This window comes from Nonomuraea sp. CA-218870 (assembly GCF_050936535.1).
In the GTDB taxonomy this organism is placed as follows: domain Bacteria; phylum Actinomycetota; class Actinomycetes; order Streptosporangiales; family Streptosporangiaceae; genus Nonomuraea; species Nonomuraea corallina.
Map to the genome: position 1 here is coordinate 2,945,925 of NZ_JBNJMN010000001.1, position 18,701 is coordinate 2,964,625.

The 18,701-nt window shown below is 73.8% G+C and carries 20 protein-coding genes; 7 read left to right on the forward strand and 13 right to left on the reverse strand.

All coding sequences use genetic code 11. The features are described from left to right. Position 1 precedes the first annotated feature (1 nt). The 4 genes from ACQEUU_RS14365 to ACQEUU_RS14380 are packed head-to-tail and all read right to left on the reverse strand — an operon-like array spanning position 2 to position 3,697. Positions 2-1,261, reverse strand: a complete 1,260-nt coding sequence (locus ACQEUU_RS14365; RefSeq protein ID WP_433065520.1) for a cytochrome P450 family protein — start codon at positions 1,259-1,261, stop codon at positions 2-4. Beyond that, the gene (locus tag ACQEUU_RS14370) at positions 1,258-2,223 is read right to left on the reverse strand and encodes an alpha/beta fold hydrolase (RefSeq protein WP_433065523.1); all 966 of its coding nucleotides are present in this window, start codon (positions 2,221-2,223) and stop codon (positions 1,258-1,260) included. Before ACQEUU_RS14370 ends, ACQEUU_RS14365 begins: the two co-directional genes overlap by 4 nt. Beyond that, the gene (locus ACQEUU_RS14375; RefSeq protein WP_433065526.1) at positions 2,220-3,260 is read right to left on the reverse strand and encodes a methyltransferase; all 1,041 of its coding nucleotides are present in this window, start codon (positions 3,258-3,260) and stop codon (positions 2,220-2,222) included. Before ACQEUU_RS14375 ends, ACQEUU_RS14370 begins: the two co-directional genes overlap by 4 nt. Then, positions 3,260-3,697: a SnoaL/DnrD family polyketide biosynthesis methyl ester cyclase gene (locus ACQEUU_RS14380; protein WP_433065529.1), complete on the reverse strand. Its 438-nt coding sequence runs from the start codon at positions 3,695-3,697 to the stop codon at positions 3,260-3,262. The genes ACQEUU_RS14375 and ACQEUU_RS14380 overlap by 1 nt, the downstream gene beginning before the upstream one ends. Before the next feature lie 113 nt (positions 3,698-3,810). On the opposite strand from ACQEUU_RS14380, the gene ACQEUU_RS14385 reads away from it, so the two are divergent. After that, positions 3,811-4,677: a class I SAM-dependent methyltransferase gene (locus ACQEUU_RS14385; protein WP_433071840.1), complete on the forward strand. Its 867-nt coding sequence runs from the start codon at positions 3,811-3,813 to the stop codon at positions 4,675-4,677. A 50-nt stretch (positions 4,678-4,727) separates the two neighbouring features. Here the strand turns inward: ACQEUU_RS14385 and ACQEUU_RS14390 are convergent, their stop codons facing one another. Genes ACQEUU_RS14390 through ACQEUU_RS14410 form a run of 5 tightly spaced genes read right to left on the reverse strand, consistent with a single transcriptional unit; the run spans position 4,728 to position 9,543 of the window. Next, positions 4,728-5,717, reverse strand: a complete 990-nt coding sequence (locus tag ACQEUU_RS14390; protein ID WP_433065531.1) for an acyltransferase domain-containing protein — start codon at positions 5,715-5,717, stop codon at positions 4,728-4,730. A gap of 1 nt (position 5,718) precedes the next feature. Beyond that, positions 5,719-6,744 (reverse strand): ketoacyl-ACP synthase III family protein, encoded by a 1,026-nt coding sequence (locus tag ACQEUU_RS14395; protein ID WP_433065533.1) that lies wholly within the window; start codon positions 6,742-6,744, stop codon positions 5,719-5,721. After that, complete coding sequence (locus tag ACQEUU_RS14400; protein ID WP_433065536.1) at positions 6,741-7,931, reverse strand: beta-ketoacyl synthase N-terminal-like domain-containing protein; 1,191 nt, start codon at positions 7,929-7,931, stop codon at positions 6,741-6,743. The genes ACQEUU_RS14395 and ACQEUU_RS14400 overlap by 4 nt, the downstream gene beginning before the upstream one ends. A gap of 5 nt (positions 7,932-7,936) precedes the next feature. Beyond that, positions 7,937-9,196: a beta-ketoacyl-[acyl-carrier-protein] synthase family protein gene (locus ACQEUU_RS14405; RefSeq protein WP_433065539.1), complete on the reverse strand. Its 1,260-nt coding sequence runs from the start codon at positions 9,194-9,196 to the stop codon at positions 7,937-7,939. Beyond that, positions 9,193-9,543 carry an antibiotic biosynthesis monooxygenase family protein gene (locus tag ACQEUU_RS14410; protein ID WP_433065541.1) on the reverse strand — a complete coding sequence of 117 codons (351 nt, stop codon included), beginning with the start codon at positions 9,541-9,543 and terminating at the stop codon, positions 9,193-9,195. Before ACQEUU_RS14410 ends, ACQEUU_RS14405 begins: the two co-directional genes overlap by 4 nt. A gap of 143 nt (positions 9,544-9,686) precedes the next feature. On the opposite strand from ACQEUU_RS14410, the gene fabG reads away from it, so the two are divergent. Next, the gene (gene fabG, locus ACQEUU_RS14415; RefSeq protein WP_433065544.1) at positions 9,687-10,469 is read left to right on the forward strand and encodes a 3-oxoacyl-ACP reductase FabG; all 783 of its coding nucleotides are present in this window, start codon (positions 9,687-9,689) and stop codon (positions 10,467-10,469) included. A gap of 16 nt (positions 10,470-10,485) precedes the next feature. Beyond that, positions 10,486-11,433, forward strand: coding sequence for an aromatase/cyclase (locus tag ACQEUU_RS14420; protein WP_433065547.1), 948 nt, complete (start codon positions 10,486-10,488; stop codon positions 11,431-11,433). Positions 11,434-11,544: 111 nt separating this feature from the next. On the opposite strand, the gene ACQEUU_RS14425 is transcribed toward ACQEUU_RS14420, so the two are convergent. The 4 genes from ACQEUU_RS14425 to ACQEUU_RS14440 are packed head-to-tail and all read right to left on the reverse strand — an operon-like array spanning position 11,545 to position 15,465. Continuing rightward, entirely contained in the window at positions 11,545-12,288 is a 744-nt protein-coding gene (locus tag ACQEUU_RS14425) for an SDR family NAD(P)-dependent oxidoreductase (protein ID WP_433065550.1), read from the reverse strand. 30 nt (positions 12,289-12,318) lie between these two features. Continuing rightward, complete coding sequence (locus ACQEUU_RS14430; protein ID WP_433065552.1) at positions 12,319-13,602, reverse strand: activator-dependent family glycosyltransferase; 1,284 nt, start codon at positions 13,600-13,602, stop codon at positions 12,319-12,321. Between the two features lie 7 nt (positions 13,603-13,609). Continuing rightward, positions 13,610-15,061 (reverse strand): NDP-hexose 2,3-dehydratase family protein, encoded by a 1,452-nt coding sequence (locus ACQEUU_RS14435; protein WP_433065555.1) that lies wholly within the window; start codon positions 15,059-15,061, stop codon positions 13,610-13,612. After that, positions 15,058-15,465, reverse strand: a complete 408-nt coding sequence (locus tag ACQEUU_RS14440; RefSeq protein WP_433065558.1) for a nuclear transport factor 2 family protein — start codon at positions 15,463-15,465, stop codon at positions 15,058-15,060. Before ACQEUU_RS14440 ends, ACQEUU_RS14435 begins: the two co-directional genes overlap by 4 nt. 145 nt (positions 15,466-15,610) lie before the next feature. Here ACQEUU_RS14440 and ACQEUU_RS14445 point away from each other — a divergent pair, with 145 nt between their 5' ends. The 4 genes from ACQEUU_RS14445 to ACQEUU_RS14460 are packed head-to-tail and all read left to right on the forward strand — an operon-like array spanning position 15,611 to position 18,664. Next, positions 15,611-15,859 (forward strand): acyl carrier protein, encoded by a 249-nt coding sequence (locus ACQEUU_RS14445; protein WP_433065561.1) that lies wholly within the window; start codon positions 15,611-15,613, stop codon positions 15,857-15,859. Then, positions 15,856-16,725: an SDR family NAD(P)-dependent oxidoreductase gene (locus ACQEUU_RS14450; RefSeq protein ID WP_433065564.1), complete on the forward strand. Its 870-nt coding sequence runs from the start codon at positions 15,856-15,858 to the stop codon at positions 16,723-16,725. Before ACQEUU_RS14445 ends, ACQEUU_RS14450 begins: the two co-directional genes overlap by 4 nt. Beyond that, positions 16,722-17,480: a VOC family protein gene (locus tag ACQEUU_RS14455; RefSeq protein WP_433065567.1), complete on the forward strand. Its 759-nt coding sequence runs from the start codon at positions 16,722-16,724 to the stop codon at positions 17,478-17,480. Before ACQEUU_RS14450 ends, ACQEUU_RS14455 begins: the two co-directional genes overlap by 4 nt. Further along, on the forward strand, positions 17,477-18,664 hold the full coding sequence (locus tag ACQEUU_RS14460) for a cytochrome P450 (RefSeq protein ID WP_433065570.1): 1,188 nt from the start codon (positions 17,477-17,479) through the stop codon (positions 18,662-18,664). Before ACQEUU_RS14455 ends, ACQEUU_RS14460 begins: the two co-directional genes overlap by 4 nt. Positions 18,665-18,701: the final 37 nt, after the last annotated feature.

Genomic DNA, 18,701 nt, shown 5'->3' on the forward strand with positions numbered 1-18,701 from the left:
GTCATCTTCCCTTCGCCATCGGCAGCTTCAGCACGGCCCGCGCCACGGGCGAGCGCATGCGGCGCAGGGGCGGCCCGTCGGTCTCGATGCCGGGCAGCCGCTCGGCGACGGCCCGCAGCACCTCGGTCGCGATCACTCTGGCCGCCGGGGCCACCAGCGACTCGTATCCGCCGCCGGTCAGCGACAGGCTCGGCCCCGGCTCCCGGGCCAGGTCGAAGTCGCCGGCGCCGGGGCCCGACGAGGGGTCGCGGTTGGCGGCGTCCACCAGGATCACCACGTGGTCGTCCGCCTCGATCTCCTGGCCCGCGACGGTGAGCCGCCGCTGGGCGATCCGGCTGACCAGGCGCACCGGCGGCGCCCAGCGCAGCGTCTCCTCGACGGCGCGGGCGGCCAGGTCCGGGTCCCGCCGCAGGGCCGCCCACTGGCCGGGACGGCCGAGCAGCGCCTCGACGGCGCCGGTCAGCGTGCCTGTCGCGATCTCGGCCCCGGCCACCAGGTGCAGCAGGCAGACCTCGACGACGTCGGCTCTGTCGTACCCGGTGGCCAGCAGGGCGCTGACCGCGTCGTCCCGCGGCTCCACCGCCCGCTCCGCCACCCGGGCGCGGGTCAGCTCGCGGACCCGGCCGAGGGCTTCCTCCAGTTCCAGGGCCGCGGGCAGGCGGGGCGGGCAGAGCACGGCGTCGAGGGCGACCCCCAGCGCGGCCAGGTCGGCGGCCGTGACCGGCAAGCCGAGCACCGTCGCCGCGGCCGCGGCGACGGCGGGCCTGACCAGGTCGGTGACCAGGTCGAAGCGGGGGCCCAGCCGGTCGAGCACCGGCAGGACCGCGCCGCGCACGTCGGCGCGCCACGCGCCGGCCGAGCGAGGGCCCAGCACCGGATCGTCCAGCTCGGCGAGTCTCGCGTACTCGGCCAGCGGAAGCGTGAGCGGCGCCCCGCCCGCCGGGGTGACATGGCACGTCCGCCAGGTCTCCCACAGGTTCTCCCGTACGTGATCCTGCCCCGCGTCCGGGTGGCGCGTGTCCAGGCCAGGCTCGGTCAGCAGGGCGGCGGCGACCCCGGCGTCCGCGGTGACCCAGGCGCCCAGCTCGCTGCGGTGGAGCGGGCCGCGCTGCCGGATCTCGGCGCCGAGGGCGTCCGCGTCGTCGCCGTCCCCGCTCAGCAGCCGGGCGAAGGGATCGCCGAGGGCGCCGAGCACGAAGTGGAAGCCGCGGACCGTGAGCAGGTGGCGGCCCAGCTCGCTCTCGGTGACGGTGGTGGTCATGGTGATGCTCCTTCCTTGACGGCCGGCCGGCCGGCGCGGCGGGCGTGCTCGCCGATCGCCGAGGCCAGCGGCCGGTGGACGGCGGCGGCCAGCGCGTGCCCCATCTCCGGGATGTCCAGCGCCCGGGCGCCGGGGATCAGCTCGGCGACGTGCCGGGCGTGCGGCGGGGGCGCCGCCGGGTCCTGTCCGGCCTGGATCGCCAGCGTGGGCACGGTCACGTGCGCCAGCTCCGCCCCGCGCGAGACCGGCGGCTGGGGGATCAGGTGGTGCGTGACCGGCTCCTGGAAGGTGCCCGCGTGGGCGACGGCCCGCAGCTCGCGGCGGCGGAACTCGTCGGCGTCGAACGGCACGCCCGTCCCGTTGAGCAGCCGCCACTTCTCCACCCGGCGTTCCAGCTCGCCTTCCGGGCCGTCCACCGGTTCGGACATGAGCGCGATGACGTCGAGGAAGCGCCCGGTGGGCGGCGGCAGGCCGTCCCCGGCGGGCCGCCCGGCGGTGCTCCCGTCGGCGGCGTTCCCGGCGTCGGTGCTCCCGTCGGCGGCGTTCTCGATGGCGGCGTCGAAGTCGACGTCGAGCGCGCCGCCGAGCATCACGGTGAGGCTGAGCAGCCGCCCGGGGTGGTCGACGGCGAGCAGCTGGCCGATGGTGTGGCCCAGCGACATGCCGACGACGTGCGCGGCGGCGACGTCCCACCCGTCGAGCACGGCGAGCGCGTCCAGGACCAGCTCGTCGTACCCGTACGGACGGCTCTGGAAGTCGCACCGGGTCGAACGGCCGGTGTCGCGGTGGTCGTAGCGGATGACGTGGAACCCGTCCCCGGCGAGCAGCTCGACGAACTCGTCCGGCCAGGACATCGCCGACAGGTTGCCGCCCGCGACGAGCAGCATGGGCGGGCCGGCGGGGTCGCCGAAGTCCTCGCTCCACAGGGTGACGTCACCGCGGGTGATCAGGCGCGTGCTCATGGGGCCTCCCCGGCCGGAGCGAGGACGAGCAGGGACAGGTCGAAGGGGACGGTGGGGGAGGGCAGGCGGTGCACGGACTCCACCTCCAGCCCGGCCCGCGAGGCCAGGTCCCACCAGGCGTCCCGGGTGCGCAGCCGGCCGCCCAGGAACACCAGCATGCGCAGGTCGAGCTCGGTGAACAGCTCGTTGCTCGCGTTCTCCTCCAGGTCGTCCCGCTCGTAGACGAGGATCCGGCCGCCGGGCTCCAGCGACTCGGCGCAGCGTTCCAGGATGCGCACGGCCTCCTCGTCCGGCCAGTTGAGCAGCACGAACGAGAGGATCATCACGTCGGCCGTGCACGGCAGCGGCTTGAAGAAGTCGGCCTCGACGACCTCGGCCCGCCCGCCCAGCCCCGCGGCGGCCAGCTGCTCGCGGGCGGCGGCCGCGGTGCCGGGCAGCTCCACGAGGGTGGCCGTCACGTGCGGGGCCAGGCGGGCGATCGCGATCAGGAAGCCACCGGTGCCGCCGCCGACGTCGCACACGTGCCGGACGCGGCTCCAGTCGAAGGCCGCGGCCGGGGCGTCGTAGGCGACGTCCTGGTCGCAGGCCATCAGGCCCTCGAACGACTCGCGCAGATCGGGCCGGCCGGCCAGGTCGTCGTAGAACGGCCTGCCGTAGACGTCGGCGTAGGTCGGGCGGCCTTCCCGGACCGCGTCGAGCAGCCGGATGAACCCCACGTCGGCCCTGGCCACGATCTGGTCCATGTCGTGCCAGGCCCGCTGGGCGGCCGGGTGGTCGTCGGCGAGCATCAGGCCCACCTCGGTCGGCGCCAGGCGGCCCGGCGCGGGCTCGCGGAGCACGCCGACCGCCACGAGATGGCGGGTCAGCCGGGTCAGCGCGTCGGGGTCGGTGCCGGTCTCGGCGGCCAGCTCCCGCGCGGTGCCGGCGCCGGCCTGGATGCGGTCCACCAGCCGGAGGGTGGCGGCCACCCGCACCGCCATCGGGGTGTGCAGGCTGCCCAGGCGGATCAGCGTCCTGAGGGCTTCGGTGTCCTTCATCAGGGGCGCCAGCCGCCCTGCTCCGGCCAGGGCTCGCCCAGCTGCCGGTACGTGCCCTGATAGTCGGGCCAGTCACGGTGGTCGCGGATCTTGCCGTCGACGATCCTGATCAGGTGGATCTGCTCGCCGGCGAACTTGCGGCCGGTGGCCGGCATGCCGACCAGGTTGCCGACGTGGCGGCCGTAGAGGACGAGCTTGGCGCGCACCCACTCGCCGTTCTCCTCGTAGCCGACCTCCTCCAGATGCGCCTCGGGGGAGAAGGCGTACTTCAGCCATTTGACCGCGCCGGCGAACGCCTCCGGGCCGCGCGCGTCGGGGTAGTGCTCCAGGGCGCCGGGGTTGAGATATTCGGGATGGATGTACTCCGCGACGTCGCCGGTTTCTCCGCTGTTGTACGCGTGCACCATTCGGCGTACGGTGTCGATCTGGTGACTCATGGGAACTCGCTTTCCGCGGGGAAATGTCCCTTCGATTATTCGCATCGTCTCCGGCGGGGGACAATGTGGCTGAACCCGTTCTCGACCGGTTCTCCAGGACCGCTCGAATACTGATGAACGTGGACACATCGACGTACAAGAAACAGGTCGCGGACGTCTTCGACACGTCGGCGGCGACCTACGACAGGATGGGCGTCGAGTTCTTCACGCCCATGGGCGGACGACTCGTCGAGCTGGCCGCGCCCGCCCGCGGCGAGCGGGTGCTGGACGTCGGGTGCGGCAGGGGCGCGAGCCTCTTCCCGGCCGCTGAGCGGGTGGGCCCGAGCGGCTACGTGCTGGGCATCGACGTGGCCCCCGCGATGGTGGCCGAGGCGCGCGCGGAGATCGAGGCCCGCGCCCTGGACAACGCCGCGGTACGGGTGATGGACGGAGAACGGCCTGAACTGCCGGACCGGTCCTTCGACGTCGTGCAGGGCGGTTACAGCATCATTTTCCTGCCGGACGCCCCGGCGGCGCTCGCGCGCTACGGAAAACTGCTCGTGAAAGGCGGGAGAATCGCTTTCAGCAGCCCCGTGTTCAGGACCGGGATATTTCCGTTCCTGCCTCCCGAGTTCACCCCGCTCATTCCCCGCGAACTCCTCGCCTATCTGCCGCCGGAATGGCAGCCGGAATCGCTGGTGCGCCGGTTCAACAGCTGGCTGGAGCGGCCGGAGGACCTGGCCGCGACGCTGGAGCGGGCGGGCTTCGGCGACGTCGCCGTGCTCGACGAGCCGGTGCGGATGACCGCCGCGTCGGCCGAGCAGTGGGTCGACTGGTCGCACACCCAGGGCATGCGGCTGCTGTGGCAGCACCTGCCCGGGCCGCAGGCCGCCGAGCTGCGCGAGCGGCTCATCGGCGGGCTGGAGGCGCTGCGGCGCGACGGCGGGCCGCTGGTCATCGACGTTCCCGTCCGCTTCGTCACGGCCCGGGTCGCCCGCTGACCGCTGGTTCACCACCGCCAGGGCCGCTCGCCGGGTTCGTCCCCCGCCAATCAGGGCGGACAGGAGGGCGGACAGGTCAGGGCGGACAGGGCGGTGGCGAACGCCGACCTGTCCGCGTCCGGGCCGCCGGCCCGCGCGGGCAGCAGCGGCACCACCGTGCCCGGCCCTCTGCGCACGGCGGCGTGCCGTCGCGCGATCGTGCTCAGCCCCTGGCCGGGGCCCGCCTCGACGCAGACGGTGCCGGGAGGGCCGGCCGAGAGGATCTCGTCGAGCGCCGGCCAGAACCGCACCGGCGCCACCGGCTGCCGTGCCCAGTACTCGGGGTCGGCCGCCAGCTCCAGGGTCAGCGGCCGGGCCGCGTACCCCGAGTACAGGGGGATCCGCGGCGCGCTCACCGGCGTGGCCGCGAACCCCGCCACGGCGGGTTCGACGGTGTCGGCGAGCGACGGGCTGTGGAAGGCGATCAGCGTGGGCACCGGGGCGCAGGTGAACCCCTCGGCCCGCAACGCCCGCTCCACCTCGGCCAGCGGCCCGCTCGGCCCGGCCACGATCGTCTGGCGGGGCGCGTTGACCGCCGCCACCACGACGTCCTCGGTCAGCACGCCTTCCAGCGCCGCCACCCCGGCCGAGACCGCGAGCATGCCGCCCGGCGGCGCTCCCGTCAGGAGCCGGACCCGCTCACGCACGAGGGCGGCGGCGTCGGCCAGGGTGAAGACCCCGGCCAGGACGGCGGCGGCCACTTCGCCGATGCTGTGTCCCAGCATGACCCGGGGGCGCACGCCGTACTCCAGGAGCGTCCTGCCGAGCGCGTAGTCGACGGCGAACAGCAGCGGCTGCGCCCGCGTGACGTGGTCCAGCGGCACCCGGGGGCGCTCGCTCAGCCAGTCGCGGCGCAGCGCGTCGCCTTCCTCGCCGAAGGCCGCGAGGGCCTCGTCCATCGCGGCGGTGAAACGGGGCTCCCGGCCGTACAGCCCCCAGGCCATCCGCGGATGCTGGGAGCCCTGCCCGGGGAACATCAGCAGGACCGCGTCCGTACCCATCTCACGTCCTCTCGTCCGACGCCCACGCGGGGCGGTCCAGCATCTCCACGACCGCGCAGGACCAGCTGAAGCCCGCCCCGACGCTCGCCAGCAGGCACAGCCCGCCCGGCCGGAGCGCCCCGGCCGACACCAGGTGGTCCAGCCCGGCGATCGGGTCCCCGGCGCCGAGGTGGCCGACGTCCCTGCTCCACGGCCAGGTGGTCCGCTCGGGCGCGATCCCGAAGGCGGTGAAGAAGGCCGCCTTGAGCCGGCGCAGGCCGAGGTGCGGCAGGGCGAAGCAGTCGATGTCGTCCAGGCCGGCCCCGGCCTCGTCCAGCGCGCCGCGCAGCGCGGCCTCCTGGCCGGCGCCCACCCGCGCGGCCGTCGCCGCGGTGCCGGTCTCGCGCACGTAGGCGCGCTTGTGCAGGCCGAGGTCCACGGTGGGCTGCTCGTCCGGCGACGGGTCGCCGTACGGGTCGCCGCCCCGGTGCATGCCCTCCAGCTCCGGGTCGGAGACCGTCACCAGGCTGCGCAGCCTGGCGAACCCGGCCGAGCGCGACACGACCAGCGCCGTGCCGCCGTCGGCGTAGACCGTGCCGGGGTCGCTCCGCCAGCGCTCGAAGCCCGGCGGGGTCATCCGGTCCCCGGTCGTGATGAGCGCGCCCGTACGCGTGCCGCGCCGGGCCAGCTCCAGCGCGGCCATGCCGCCGTTGGAGACCTGCCTGACCTCCATCGCCGGGCAGGCGTTGCCGACCGCGACCCGCTGGACGTACGAGGCGGGCGCCCACAGGTGATGACCCTGGAAGTACAGGCTCGCGTGCAGCACCAGATCGATGTCCTCAGGTCCCGCGCCGGCCCGGCCGAGCGCCGTCCGGGCGGCCCGCGCCGCCATCTCGGGCCCGGTCTCCTTGCCCGCCGTGGCCACCGCGCGCATGCCCGTCGAGGCGGCCAGCGCGACGTCGCACGCGCCTGACGCCAGTTCCTCCTCCACCGGGACGGCCGGGGGCAGCCAGGTCGCGCAGCCGGCGAGGTACAGGTCCTCGTTCATGCGCGCACGACCATCGCGCTGTTGAACCCGCCGAACCCTCTGGCCACCACCAGCGCGGCGGTGCCCTCAGCCGGCCGGGGCGCGCCGGTCACCAGGTCCACGGGCAGCTCCGGGTCGGCGTCCGTCACGTTCGCGGTCGGCGGCACCACGCCGTCGCGCAGCGCGAGCAGGGCGGTCAGCAGGTCCAGCGGCCCCGCCCCCGAGTACAGCCGGCCGGTCAGCGTCTTCGGGGCGGTCACCGGGACCCCGCGCGGCCCGAACACCGCGGCCAGGGCCTCGGCCTCCGCCGCGTCGAGCTCGGGGACGGCCGCGGCGTCCGCGACCACCATCGCCACCTCGCCGGGTGTCACGCCCGCGTCGTCCAGCGCGGTCTCGACGGCCCGGACCAGGGTGGACGGGCGGCCCGAGCCCGGCGGCGGGTCGAAGCTGGCGCCGTAGCCGGCGATCCGCCCGTACCCGCGCGCGTCCGGCCGGTCGGCCTCCAGCGTGAACATCGCGCCGCCCTCGCCCGGCACGTGCCCGCGCGCCCGGCGGTCGAACGGCAGGTAGGCCGTGGCCGGGTCCTCGCCGGTGCTCAACCGCCCGGACCGGACCTGGGCGGCCAGGCCGTACGGGCACAGGGAGGAGTCCATGCCGCCGGCCACCATCAGCCGCGCCCCGGCGGCGACCTTGCGCCGGGCGTGCGCGACCGCGTCCAGGCCGCCCGCCTGCTCCGCCACGAGCACGCCGACGGGCCCGCGCAGGTCGTTCCGGATGGAGATCTGACCGGTGTTGACGGCGTAGAACCAGGCGAAGGACATGTACGCGCTGACGTGGTCGGGGCCCTCGCTCCACAGGTTCTGCAGCTCGCGCTGGCCGAAGTCGAAGCCGCCCGAGGCGCTGGCGGTGATCACACCCATGTCGAGCGGCGCGTCCCGTCCGGCCCCGGACTCCTCCAGGGCCCGGTCGGCGGCGAACAGGGCGTACCGCGTCATCACGTCGGTCTGCGGCAGCAGCCGCGCGGGCAGGTGCTCCTTGGCCACGAACGCGTCGGCGCGCCCGCTCAGCGGACAGGGCGGCCCGTCCGGGCCGGTGCGGGGCGCTGGGCTGATCCCGCTCCGCCCCTCCAGCACGGACGCCCAGTAGTCGCCGGGGCTCAGCCCGTTGGGGGCGACGACTCCCGCCCCGGTCACCACGACGTCGGTCATCAGGCTCACCCCTCGAATCGGCGCAGCAGCATGGCGCTCTGGAACCCGCCGAACCCGCTGCCCACGGTCAGCGCCGTGCCGACGGGCTGCTCCCGTGCGGTCACCGGCACGTAGTCCAGGTCCAGCTCGGGGTCGGGCTCGCGCAGGTTCGCGGTGGGCGGGATCGCGCCCCGGGCGACGGCCAGCGCGACGGCCGCCACCTCCAGCGAGCCGATCCCGCCCAGCGAGTGCCCGATCATGGACTTGATCGAGCTGATGGGCACCCGGTAGGCGTCGGGGCCGAGCGCCCGCTTGAAGGCCGCGGTCTCGTGGCGGTCGTTCTGCTTGGTGGCCGTGCCGTGCGCGTTGACGTAGGAGACCTCGGACGGGTCGCAGCGGCCCTCGGCCAGCGCCGCGGTGATCGCCGCCGCCATCTCCGCGCCGTCGGGCCGCAGGCCGGTCATGTGGTACGCGTTGCTGCGCGAGGCGTAACCGGTGATCTCCGCGTACACCTGCGCGCCCCGGCGCCTGGCGGACTCGGCCTCCTCCAGCACGAGGACCGCGCCGCCCTCGCCCAGCACGAACCCGTTGCGGGTGAGGTCGAAGGGCCGCAGGGCGGTGGCCGGGTCGTCGTTGCGGTTGGAGGTGGCCTTGATCGCGTCGAAGCAGGCGACGGTGATGGGGGCGATCGGCGCGTCGGTGCCGCCGGTCACCATCACGTCCACCAGACCGTCGCGGATCAGCTCGACCGCGTACCCGATCGCGTCGATGCCCGAGGTGCAGCCCGCCGACACGATCGACACCGGCCCCTCGGCGCCGGTGGCCCAGGCCAGCTCGGCCGCCATCGAGCTCGGCACGAAGTAGTCGTAGAGGTACCGCGAGGCGAGCGTGTGGTCCACCTCCCAGCCGGCGCCGCCGTGACTGATGGCCACGTACTCCGACTCCAGCTTCTGCGTGCAGCCCACCGCGCTGCCGAGCGCCACCCCGGCGCGGTGCGCGGCGGCCTCGTCGATGCGCAGCCCGGCGTCGGCGACGGCCTCGCGGCAGGCGACCACGGCGAACTGAGCCGCCCGGTCCAGCCGCTCGGCGTCCGCCGCGGACAGCCCGGCCGGCTCGGGGTCGAAGTCGCACTCGGCGGCGATCCGCGAGCGGAACGGGGACGGGTCGAACGTGCTGATCCCCCGGGTGGCGGTGACCCCGGACAGCAGCAGGTCCCAGAACGCCTTGACCCCGACGCCGCCCGGGGCGACGACGCCCAGCCCCGTGACGACCACGCGCCTGCTCATGCCGGCTCCGTGACCGCGGTGCGGGTCTGGCGCGTCTCGTACAGGACGGGCTCGCTCGTGGCCAGCGCGCGCAGCGCGGCCGCGTGCGGCGCGAAGCCGGGATGGGTCACCGCGGCGCGGAACGACTCCTCGTCCCGCCAGGCGGCCACGTTGACGTAGCGGCTCCCGTCCGGGCCGGGTTCCTGCGGGCCGCGTTCGAGCGGGCCGCGTTCGAGGGGGCGCAAGAGCTGGTGCCACAGGAAACCCGGTCTCGCGGCCATGAACTCGGACGTGGCGGCGAACGCCCGCTCGAACTCCTCCGCCGGCGCGTGCAGCAGGAACGTGTTCACGAAGGTGACGTGTGGCATGCGGGCTCCTCGGGCTCCTCGGTCGGCAGCGGGTCCATACGGCACGACGCTGCCGCGCCGCTCTCGCGGCCCGGTCGAACCCAGGTCGTCCACCGCCATTCGAGCGCCCGGTGCGAGGCTGGCGCCCACCGAAGGGAGAACTCATGTCCGACCAAGGCCCGCACGCGCTGGTCACCGGCGGCACCAGCGGCATCGGCCTCGCCGTCGCCCGTGTCCTGGGAGGCAGCGGCGCCAGGGTGTTCCTGTGCGCGCGTGACGGCGACACGGTCGCGCTGACCGTCAAGCAGCTGCGAGAGTCCGGGATGGACGTCGACGGGACCACGTGCGACGTGCGCGACCCCGCCGCGATCCGGAACCTCGTCCAGGCCGCGCGCGACCGCTACGGCCCGATCGACATCCTGGTCAACAACGCCGGGCGCGGCGGTGGCGGGGCCACCGCCGAGATCGCCGACGAGCTGTGGCTCGACGTCATGGAGACCAACCTCAACGGCGCCTTCCGGGTGACCAAGGCGGTGCTCACCACCGGCGGCATGCTGGAGCGCGGGCACGGCCGCATCGTCAACATCGCCTCGACCGGAGGCAAGCAGGGGGTCGTGCTCGCCGCGCCCTACTCGGCGTCCAAGCACGGGCTCGTCGGCCTGACCAAGGCGCTGGGCCTGGAGCTGGCCAAGACGAACATCACGGTCAACGCCGTGTGCCCCGGCTACGTCGAGACGCCGATGGCGCGGGGAGTGCGACAGCGGTACGCGGACTTCTGGGGGATCACCGAGGAGGAGGTGCTGACCCGGTTCGAGAACAAGATCCCGCTCGGCCGCTACTCCACGCCGGAGGAGGTCGCCGGGATGGTGGGCTACCTGGTCTCGGACACGGCAGCGTCGATCACCGCGCAGGCGATCAACGTCTGCGGCGGACTGGGGAACTACTGACAGACCGGAGAGGCTCATGGCGACGTCCGCCATCCACCAGACCGAACACCAGATCACCGTCGCCGCGGAACCGGCGGCGGTCTACGCCGTGCTCGCCGACGCGGGCGCGTGGCCGGCGGTCTTCCCGCCGACCGTGCACGTCGAGGTGCTCGCGCACGACGACCGGCAGGAACGCGTCCGCATCTGGGCGACCGCCAACGGCAAGCCGAAGAGCTGGACGTCCCGGCGGGAGTTCGACCGCGAACGGTGGCGCATCCGCTTCCGCCAGGAGGTGCCGGCGCACCCGGTGGCCGCGATGGGCGGCGAGTGGATCGTCGAGCCCGGCGGGGACGGGAGCACGCGGGTCCGGCTGACCCACGACTTCCGCGCCGTCGGCGGCGACAGCGCCTCGGTGAGCTGGATCGCCAACGCGGTCGACCGCAACAGCGAGTCCGAGCTCGCCGCCCTGCGCCGGGCGGTGGAGACCCCCGGCCGGCTGATGGCCTTCGAGGACTCCGTACGGGTGCGGGGGGACGCGGCGGACGCCTACGCGTTCCTCTACCGCAGCGACCTGTGGCACGAACGGCTGACGCACGTGGCCGCCATCACGGTGACGGAGGAGACGCCCGGCCTGCAGGCGATGGACATGGAGACGCGTTCGCGTGACGGCTCGACGCACACCACGAGCTCGGTGCGGGTCTGCTTCCCCGAGCACCTCATCGTCTACAAGCAGCTGCGCACCCCGCCCCTGCTGTCCCTGCACGCCGGCCGGTGGACGGTACGGCCCGACGGCGACGGAGCGGTGGTCACCTCGGCGCACACGGTGGCGATCGCCGACGACGCGGTCACCGCGGTGCTCGGCCCCGACGGCACCGTGGCGCAGGCCAGGGAGCTGGCGCGCAAGGCGCTGAGCGGCAACAGCATGCTGACGCTGAGCGCGGCCAAGGAGTACGCCGAGAGCCGCCGCCGGACGGCGTCGGTCTGAGCGCCACCGCACAGGGGAAGCCGCCCGCCACGCGGCGGGCGGCTTCCCCTGGTGTTTCCCCTGGTGTTTCCCCTGGTGTTTCCGCTGGTGTTTCCGCTGGTGTTCCGCGGGTCAGGTGACGGACAGGGCGCCGTCGATCGCGATCACGGTGCCGCTGGCGTACGCGGCCTCCGGGGCGGTGACCTGCGTGATCCACCAGGCGACCTCCTCCGGCGTGCCGATTCTGCCGACCGGGACCCGCGAGCGCATCCCGTCCAGGAAGGCGGTGTAGTCGGCGCGGGGCATCCCGGCGCGCACCCCGGCGTCGGTGTCGATCACGCCGGGCGCGATCCCGACCACGCGGATCCCCCGCGCGCCCAGCTCCACCGCCCACGACCTGGTGAGCAGGTCCAGGCCGGCCTTGGTCGCGCCGTACACCGCGTTGCCCGGCCAGGAGCGCAGCCCGAGGGCGCCGGCGGAGCTGACGTTGACCACCACTCCCTCGGCGGCGGTCAGCGGCTCCAGCAGGGCCTGCGTGAGCAGGATCGGCGCGACCAGGTTCGTGGCGGTCTGCGTCTCGATCCGGGCCCGGTCGAGGGTGCCGAGCGCGCCGAAGGCGCCTGCGCCGGCGTTGTTGACCAGGACGTCCACCCGGCCGAACCGCCGCATGGCCGCCTCGGCGACGCTCTCGGGGCCGCCGTCCGCCGTCAGGTCGGCCTCCAGCGGGTGGATGCCGTCATGACCGGCGGCGGTCTCCTTGAGCGCGCCGGCGTCACGGCCGGCGATCAGCACGCCGCACCCCTGACGGGCGAAGGCATGTGCGGTGGCGCGGCCGATGCCCGACCCGCCGCCGGTGACGATCACGATCCGGTCCATCCGTCTCTCCTCAGCTCGGTTCAGCTCGGTTCAGGTACGGTTCAGCGCCGTCAGCCGTTCCAGCACCGGCACGACGTCGTTCGGGGCCGGGGTGGCCACCATCTCCGCGCGCAGCCGCGCGGCCCCCGCCGCGTAGGCGGGATCGTCCAGCAGCGTGATGATCCGCTCGCGCAGGTGGTCGGGGGAGAGCTTCTCCTGGTCCTCGATGACCAGGCCGGCCCCGGCGGCGGTCAGCGCCAGCGTCTTCTCCCTGGAGTCCCACATCAGGTCGGGCACGATCAGCTGCGGCACGCCGTGCGCCAGCGCCGTCATGAAGGTGCCCGAGCCGCCGTGGTGGATGATCCCCGCGCACGACGGCAGGAGCGCGTCGAGCGGGACGAAGTCGACCGCGCGCACGTTGCCCGGCAGCGCGCCCAGCCGGCCCCGCAGCTCCGGTGCGAGCGCGGCGACCACTTCCACGTCCAGGCCGTCCACCGCGGCCATCAGGTCGCCCGCGGCCACCGTCCCGCCGTCCTCGACCTCGCCCAGCGAGATCCCCAGGGTCAGGCAGACCCTCCTCGGGTACGGCGGCGTCTCCCGCAGCCAGCCGGGCAGGGCCGAGCGCCCGTTGTACGGCACGTACCGCACGTTCACGTAGTGGAGCCCGAGCGGGGCGCGCATGGAGGGCGGGGTCGGGTCGATCGTCCACTGGCCGAGCACCAGCTCCTCGTCCCGCTCGCGGAGGCGTTCGCCGTGCCGGGCCAGGGTCCAGCCCAGCCACTCGGTCAGCGGGTCGTCCCGCAGTTCGGCGGGCCGCTCGTCGAGCAGGGCGCGGAAGGCCGTCCGGTTGCGGGCCATCTGGTCCGGGCCGAACAGCAGCCGGGCGTGCGCCGCCCCCGTCACCCTGGCCGCGACCGGCCCCGCCAGCGTCAGCGGGTCCCAGATCACCAGGTCGGGCCGCCAGTCGCGGGCCACCTCGACGAGGTCGTCGATCATCTGCTCGGAGCAGACGTTCTGGAAGACGAAGGCGGTCATCGCGCTGAACATGCCCAGCGCGCGCTCCCACGGGTACGGGTCGTGCCGCGAGTTGCTCATCGCCAGCCCGCCCAGATTGCGGTCACCGGCGAAGCTGGAGGTGGCCTGCTGCGTCTCGGGCTCCAGGTCCAGCACCGGCCCGACGGGCACGGCGGTCAGACCGGCGGCCGTGATCGTGTCGACCAGCTCGGGCTGGCTCGCGACGATCACCTCGTGGCCGGCCGTGCGCAGCGCGGACGCCAGCGTGACCTGGGCGTAGAAGTGGGACGGGGCGGCGAACGTGGTGAACAGGACTCGCATCGACGACTCACCTTCTGGCCGTGGCGGCCACGGACGGCGCGGACAGGCTCTGCAGGCAGGCCACCAGGCTGCGCGCCTGGACGTTCAGGTAGTTGCTGTGCTTGAGCAGGTCGGCCAGCTGGTGCAGGGGCATCCAGCGGTAACCGGCGTCGTCCTCCACGTCCGCCTCGACGACGAGGTAGGTGTTGATCGCGCGGTAGAAGCGACCGCCCTCCTCCGAGAGCGCCACCGCGTACCGCACCTGCTCGGAGGGGGCGTCCAGCACCGTGTCCAGATACTTCGGCCTGGCCGCCGGCGGCAGCGCCCGCAGGTTGCCCGGGGTGCACTGCACGGTGGGCGCCAGCTCCACCACGTTGACGTAACCCGGCTCGACCCTGGCGTGCACCAGCGCGTGCAGCACCCCGCCGATCCGGCGGACGACGAACGCCACGACGCCGTCTCCGATGGGCTCGATCATCGGCTGGCTCCAGCCGGTCACCTCGCGCGACCCGGCGGCCACGTCGACGCCGATCACGTCGAAGAACAGCCCGCTCTCGTGCGAGATCCGGCCGTCGTTGCGGTGCCAGGCCGGCAGCCCCGCGAGCGGCACGACCCTGGTCGTCACCTCCGACTGCGCCCTGATGCCGGTGATCCAGCTCAGGATCTCCGGCATCGGGTGCAGGCTGCCTTCGGCGCTGCTGCACGAACGGGCCAGCGCGAGGCGGAAGTCGTCCTCGGCGGCGTCGCTCAGCGGGTGCCGGTCGAAGCCGGTGAACGGCAGGCACGACAGCACCGTGCGGGCGTCCATGTTGATCAGGTTCTGCACGCCGAACAACCGGTGCAGCTGGCCGAAGGTGAGCCAGCGGAAGTTCTCCCCGACAGGGACGTCCCCGTCGACCTCCACGATCATGTTGCGGTTGCACTTCTGGTAGAACCAGGCCCCCTGCTCCGACTGGAGCACGTCGGCCAGCACCCGGTGCCGGGCGCTGTCGCGGAAGTACTCCAGGTACGGCACGGCCTTGCCCCGGTGCACCCGCTGGAAGTTGCTCCGCGTGGCCTGGACCGTCGGCGACAGTTGCAGCCCGTTGGCGTTGCCCGGCTCGAACTTGGCCTGCATCAGGCAGTGCAGCACCCCGTCGAACTCCTTGACCAGGATGCCGAGGATGCCGATCTCGGGCTGCACGATGATGGGCTGGCTCCAGCGCGGCACCGCGGCGCCGGGGACGTGCACGTCGATGCCCGTCACGCGGAAGAACTTGCCGCTGTGGTGGGCGTAGTCGCCCGTCCGGGCGTCCCTGCTCCAGCCCGCCAGCTCGTCGAGCGAGGCCCGCTCCACCCGGTGGGCGGTCCGCTCGGACCGTTCGGCGAACCAGGCCCAGAACTCGTCCAGCCAGTCGCCGGCCAGCATGGACCGGACGATGCGCGCCGTCAGCCTGCCGTTCGGCCGGGACCGGATCGCGTGACCCCGGTGCGGGCTCATCCCGGGTCCATCCCGTCCCGGGTGATCCGCCGGTGCTTGACCCGCCAGCCGTCCGCCGACCCGACCAGCAGGTCGGCGCAGACGGTGCTGCGCCGCGGCACCACGTCGCCCCCTTCGGCGATCTCCAGCACCAGCGCGTAGCTGCGCGCGGTCAGCCCTTCGGGGTGCGGCCGCACGTCCAGCATGCCGATCCAGTGCCTGCGGGTGATCCCTGCGGCGGCGAACTGCGCGGTCGTCTTCCTGGCCGCCTCGGCGATGTCGTCCGCGCCGCGGACGACCGTGTCGCCGACCTCGAAGACGCCGTCGTCGGTGAACGTGCCGGCCCACTCGTCGGTGGCCCCGGAGTCGAGCAACTGCATCTGGCGCGCGTAGAACCGCTGCGCCTCCTCATAGTGCGCATCCATGCCGCCACGGTCGTCGGCCCGGCTGGAGGGCCGCCTGACTTGTGTTGGTCCATCGCCGTTCGAGCGCTTCTGCACGGCGTGGGGTCAAGCTGGGCGCGGGCGGACCGGAGGGTCCGGGCATCGCCGAGGACGAAAGGGCAGGAAAATGGCTCAGCTCAGCCTCGAGGAACTGAAGCAGACCATGCGCCAGGTCGCGGGCGACGACGACATCGAGCTGGACGACGACTTCGAGACCGCGACGTTCGAGGAGCTCGGCTTCGACTCGCTGGCCGTGTTCGAGACCGTGCACCGCGTCGAGCGCGCCTGCGGGCGCAAGCTGCCCGAGGGCGAACTCGCCGAGGTCACCACCCCGAAGGAGTTCCTGGAGTTCGTCAACGACCTGGAACGCGCGTGACCGCCACCGACCCCGCCGCCGAGCCCGCCGCCGACCGGGAGCTCGCCGGCCGCACGGTGGTCGTCACCGGCGCCACCTCGGGCATCGGACGGGCGGCCGCGCTCGGGTTCGCCCGGCGCGGCGCGCGCGTGGTCGCCGTCGGGCGCGACCAGCCGCGGCTCGCGTCGCTGCTGGGCGAGCTGCGCGCGCTCTGCCCCGTCCGGCCGTACGGCCTGCGCGCCGACTTCACCCGGCTGGACGAGGTCCGCGAGCTGGGCGACCGGCTGCGCGACCGCTTCGAGCGCGTCGACGTGCTCGCCTCCAACGCGGGCGGCATGTTCCGGTCGAGGGTCACGACGGCGGACGGCTTCGAGACCACCATCCAGACCAACCACCTGGCCGGGTTCCTGCTGGCGTGCTCGCTGCGCGACCGGCTGGCCGGCGGGCGGCTGATCCTCACCTCGTCCGGCGCGTACACCGACGGCAGGCTCGACCCCGCCGACCTCAACGGCGAACGGGGCCGCTACAGCGCGGGCCGCGCCTACGGGGCGTCCAAGCAGGCCAACATCCTCTTCGCGGCCGAGGCGGCCAGGAGATGGCCGGACGTGCTGCCGGTCAGCTTCCACCCGGGCCAGGTCCGCACGCTGGTGGGCCGGGGCACGATCGCCTCCTGGTACTTCCGCTACAACCCGTTCCTGCGCACCCCCGAGCAGGGCGCCGACACGCTGCTCTGGCTGGCCGCCGAACCCGCCGAGCGCATAGAGCGCGGCGCCTACTACGCCGATCGACGGCCGGCTCCGGTCCGGGGACCGACGGCCGAACCCGACCTGGCCGCGCGCCTGTGGGACGCCAGCGCGGCCGCCGTCAGTGAAAGGGAATCCTTGTGAGCACCTACGTTCCCGGCTCGCCCTCCTGGTTCGACCTGGGCTCGCCGGACGTCGCCGCCTCCGTGACGTTCTACACCGGGCTGTTCGGCTGGACGGCGAACGAGGTCAGCGAACCGGAGGCCGGCGGCTACACGACCTTCCATCACGACGGCAGGCTCGTCGCCGCGGTCGCCTACCACCAGATCGACACCCCGTACCACCGGCCCTACGGCGACGGCGAGCACGGCATGCCCGCCATCTGGACGGTCTACTTCACCACCGACGACGCCGACGCCCTGACCGAGCGGGTGAAGGCGGCGGGCGGAGAGATCATCATGATGCCGATGGACGTCATGGACCTGGGCCGGATGGCGGTCTTCGCCGACCCGGCGCAGGCGGCGTTCGCCGTGTGGCAGCCGCTGAGGATGCAGGGCGCCGAGGAGATGGGCGTGCCGGGCTCGGTGCGCCGGGTCGACCTGGTCACCGCCGACGCCGGACGGACCGCCGCCTTCTACCGGGACACGCTCGGCCTCGCCGCCGTCTCGGGGGAGTGGCAGGTGGCCGGCCGGACGGTGGGCGGCACCTGGGAGCTGGGCGTGACGGGCGCGGTGCGTCCGCACTGGGCGGTCACGTTCGGCGTCGGCGACGTCGAGGCGACCGTGCGGCGGGCCGTCGAGCTGGGCGGCCGGGTGGAGAACCCGCCCGCCGTCACGCCGCTGGGCGTCCGGGCCGACCTGGTCGACCCGCACGGCGCCGGATTCTCGGTGCTGTCATGAGCGCCGAGCCCGTCCTGCGGGTCGACCCGTTCGCCTGCCCGGCGCAGCCGATGCGCGGCAAGCCGCACGTGCACGACGAGCTGCGCGCGGCCGGCCGGCTCGTGCGGGCGCAGGCGCCCGCCGGCGGGCCGGCCTGGGTGGTCACCGACTACGCGCTGGCCAAGGAGGTGCTGGCCGATCCGCGGATGGTCAAGGACCCCACGCTGGCGCCCGAGAGCTGGCACGGGGTCGAGGACGGCCTCGACTGCCCCGTGCCGGAGCTGCGCCCGTTCACGCTCATCGCGGTCGACGGCGAGGACCACCGGCGGCTGCGCCGGGTCCACGCGCCCGCCTTCAACCCGCGCAGGCTGGCCGCCGCGGACGCCCGGCTCGCCGCCATCGCCCGTAACCTGTTCCGCGACCTGGCCGACGCCTCGGCGGCGAGCGGCGAGCCCGCCGAGCTGATCGACGGCTTCGCCTACAACTTCCCGCTGCTGGTCATCTGCGGACTGCTCGGCGTCCCGGTCACCGATCCGGTCACGGCCAGGAAGGCCGTCAGCGCGATGAAGGCCATGGCCCTGGGCACCGCCGACGAGGCCGAGGACGACACCTCCTCGCTGGAGGAGCTGCTGGGGCGGGCCGTGCGGGCGGCGATGGACGGCCGATCCGACAGCATGACCCGGGTGCTGTACGAGCGCGCGCGGGCCGAGTTCGGCGACGTCTCGGCTGATGAGCTGACCTACATGATCATGGGGTTGATCTTCGCCGGCCACGACACGACCGGGTCGTTCCTCGGCTTCCTGCTGGCCGAGACGCTCGCCGGGCACCTGGCGCCGGACGCCGACCCGGCGGAGTTCGTCGAGCGCATGCTCAGGGAGCACCCGCCCGTGCCGTACACGCTGTGGCGGTTCGCCTCGCGGGACCTGATGATCGACGGGGTGCCGCTGCCCCGGGGCGCGCCCGTGCTCGTGGACATCGAGGGCATCAACGCGCGCAGCCGGGACAAGCGGCTGACCTTCGGTGACGGCGCCCATTACTGCATCGGGGAACAACTGGCGCAGCTGGAGTCGAAAATCATGATTTCCGTGTTGCGTGAGGAATATCCCGAGGCGCGACTGGCCGTGCCTTTCGAGAAGTTGCGCTGGGGGCGTACGGGGTCGCAAACAGCGAGGCTCACGGAACTGCCTGTCTGGTTGCGGCCATGAAGTGACCGCGAAGGTGTCTAACGTGGCAGGTATGCGA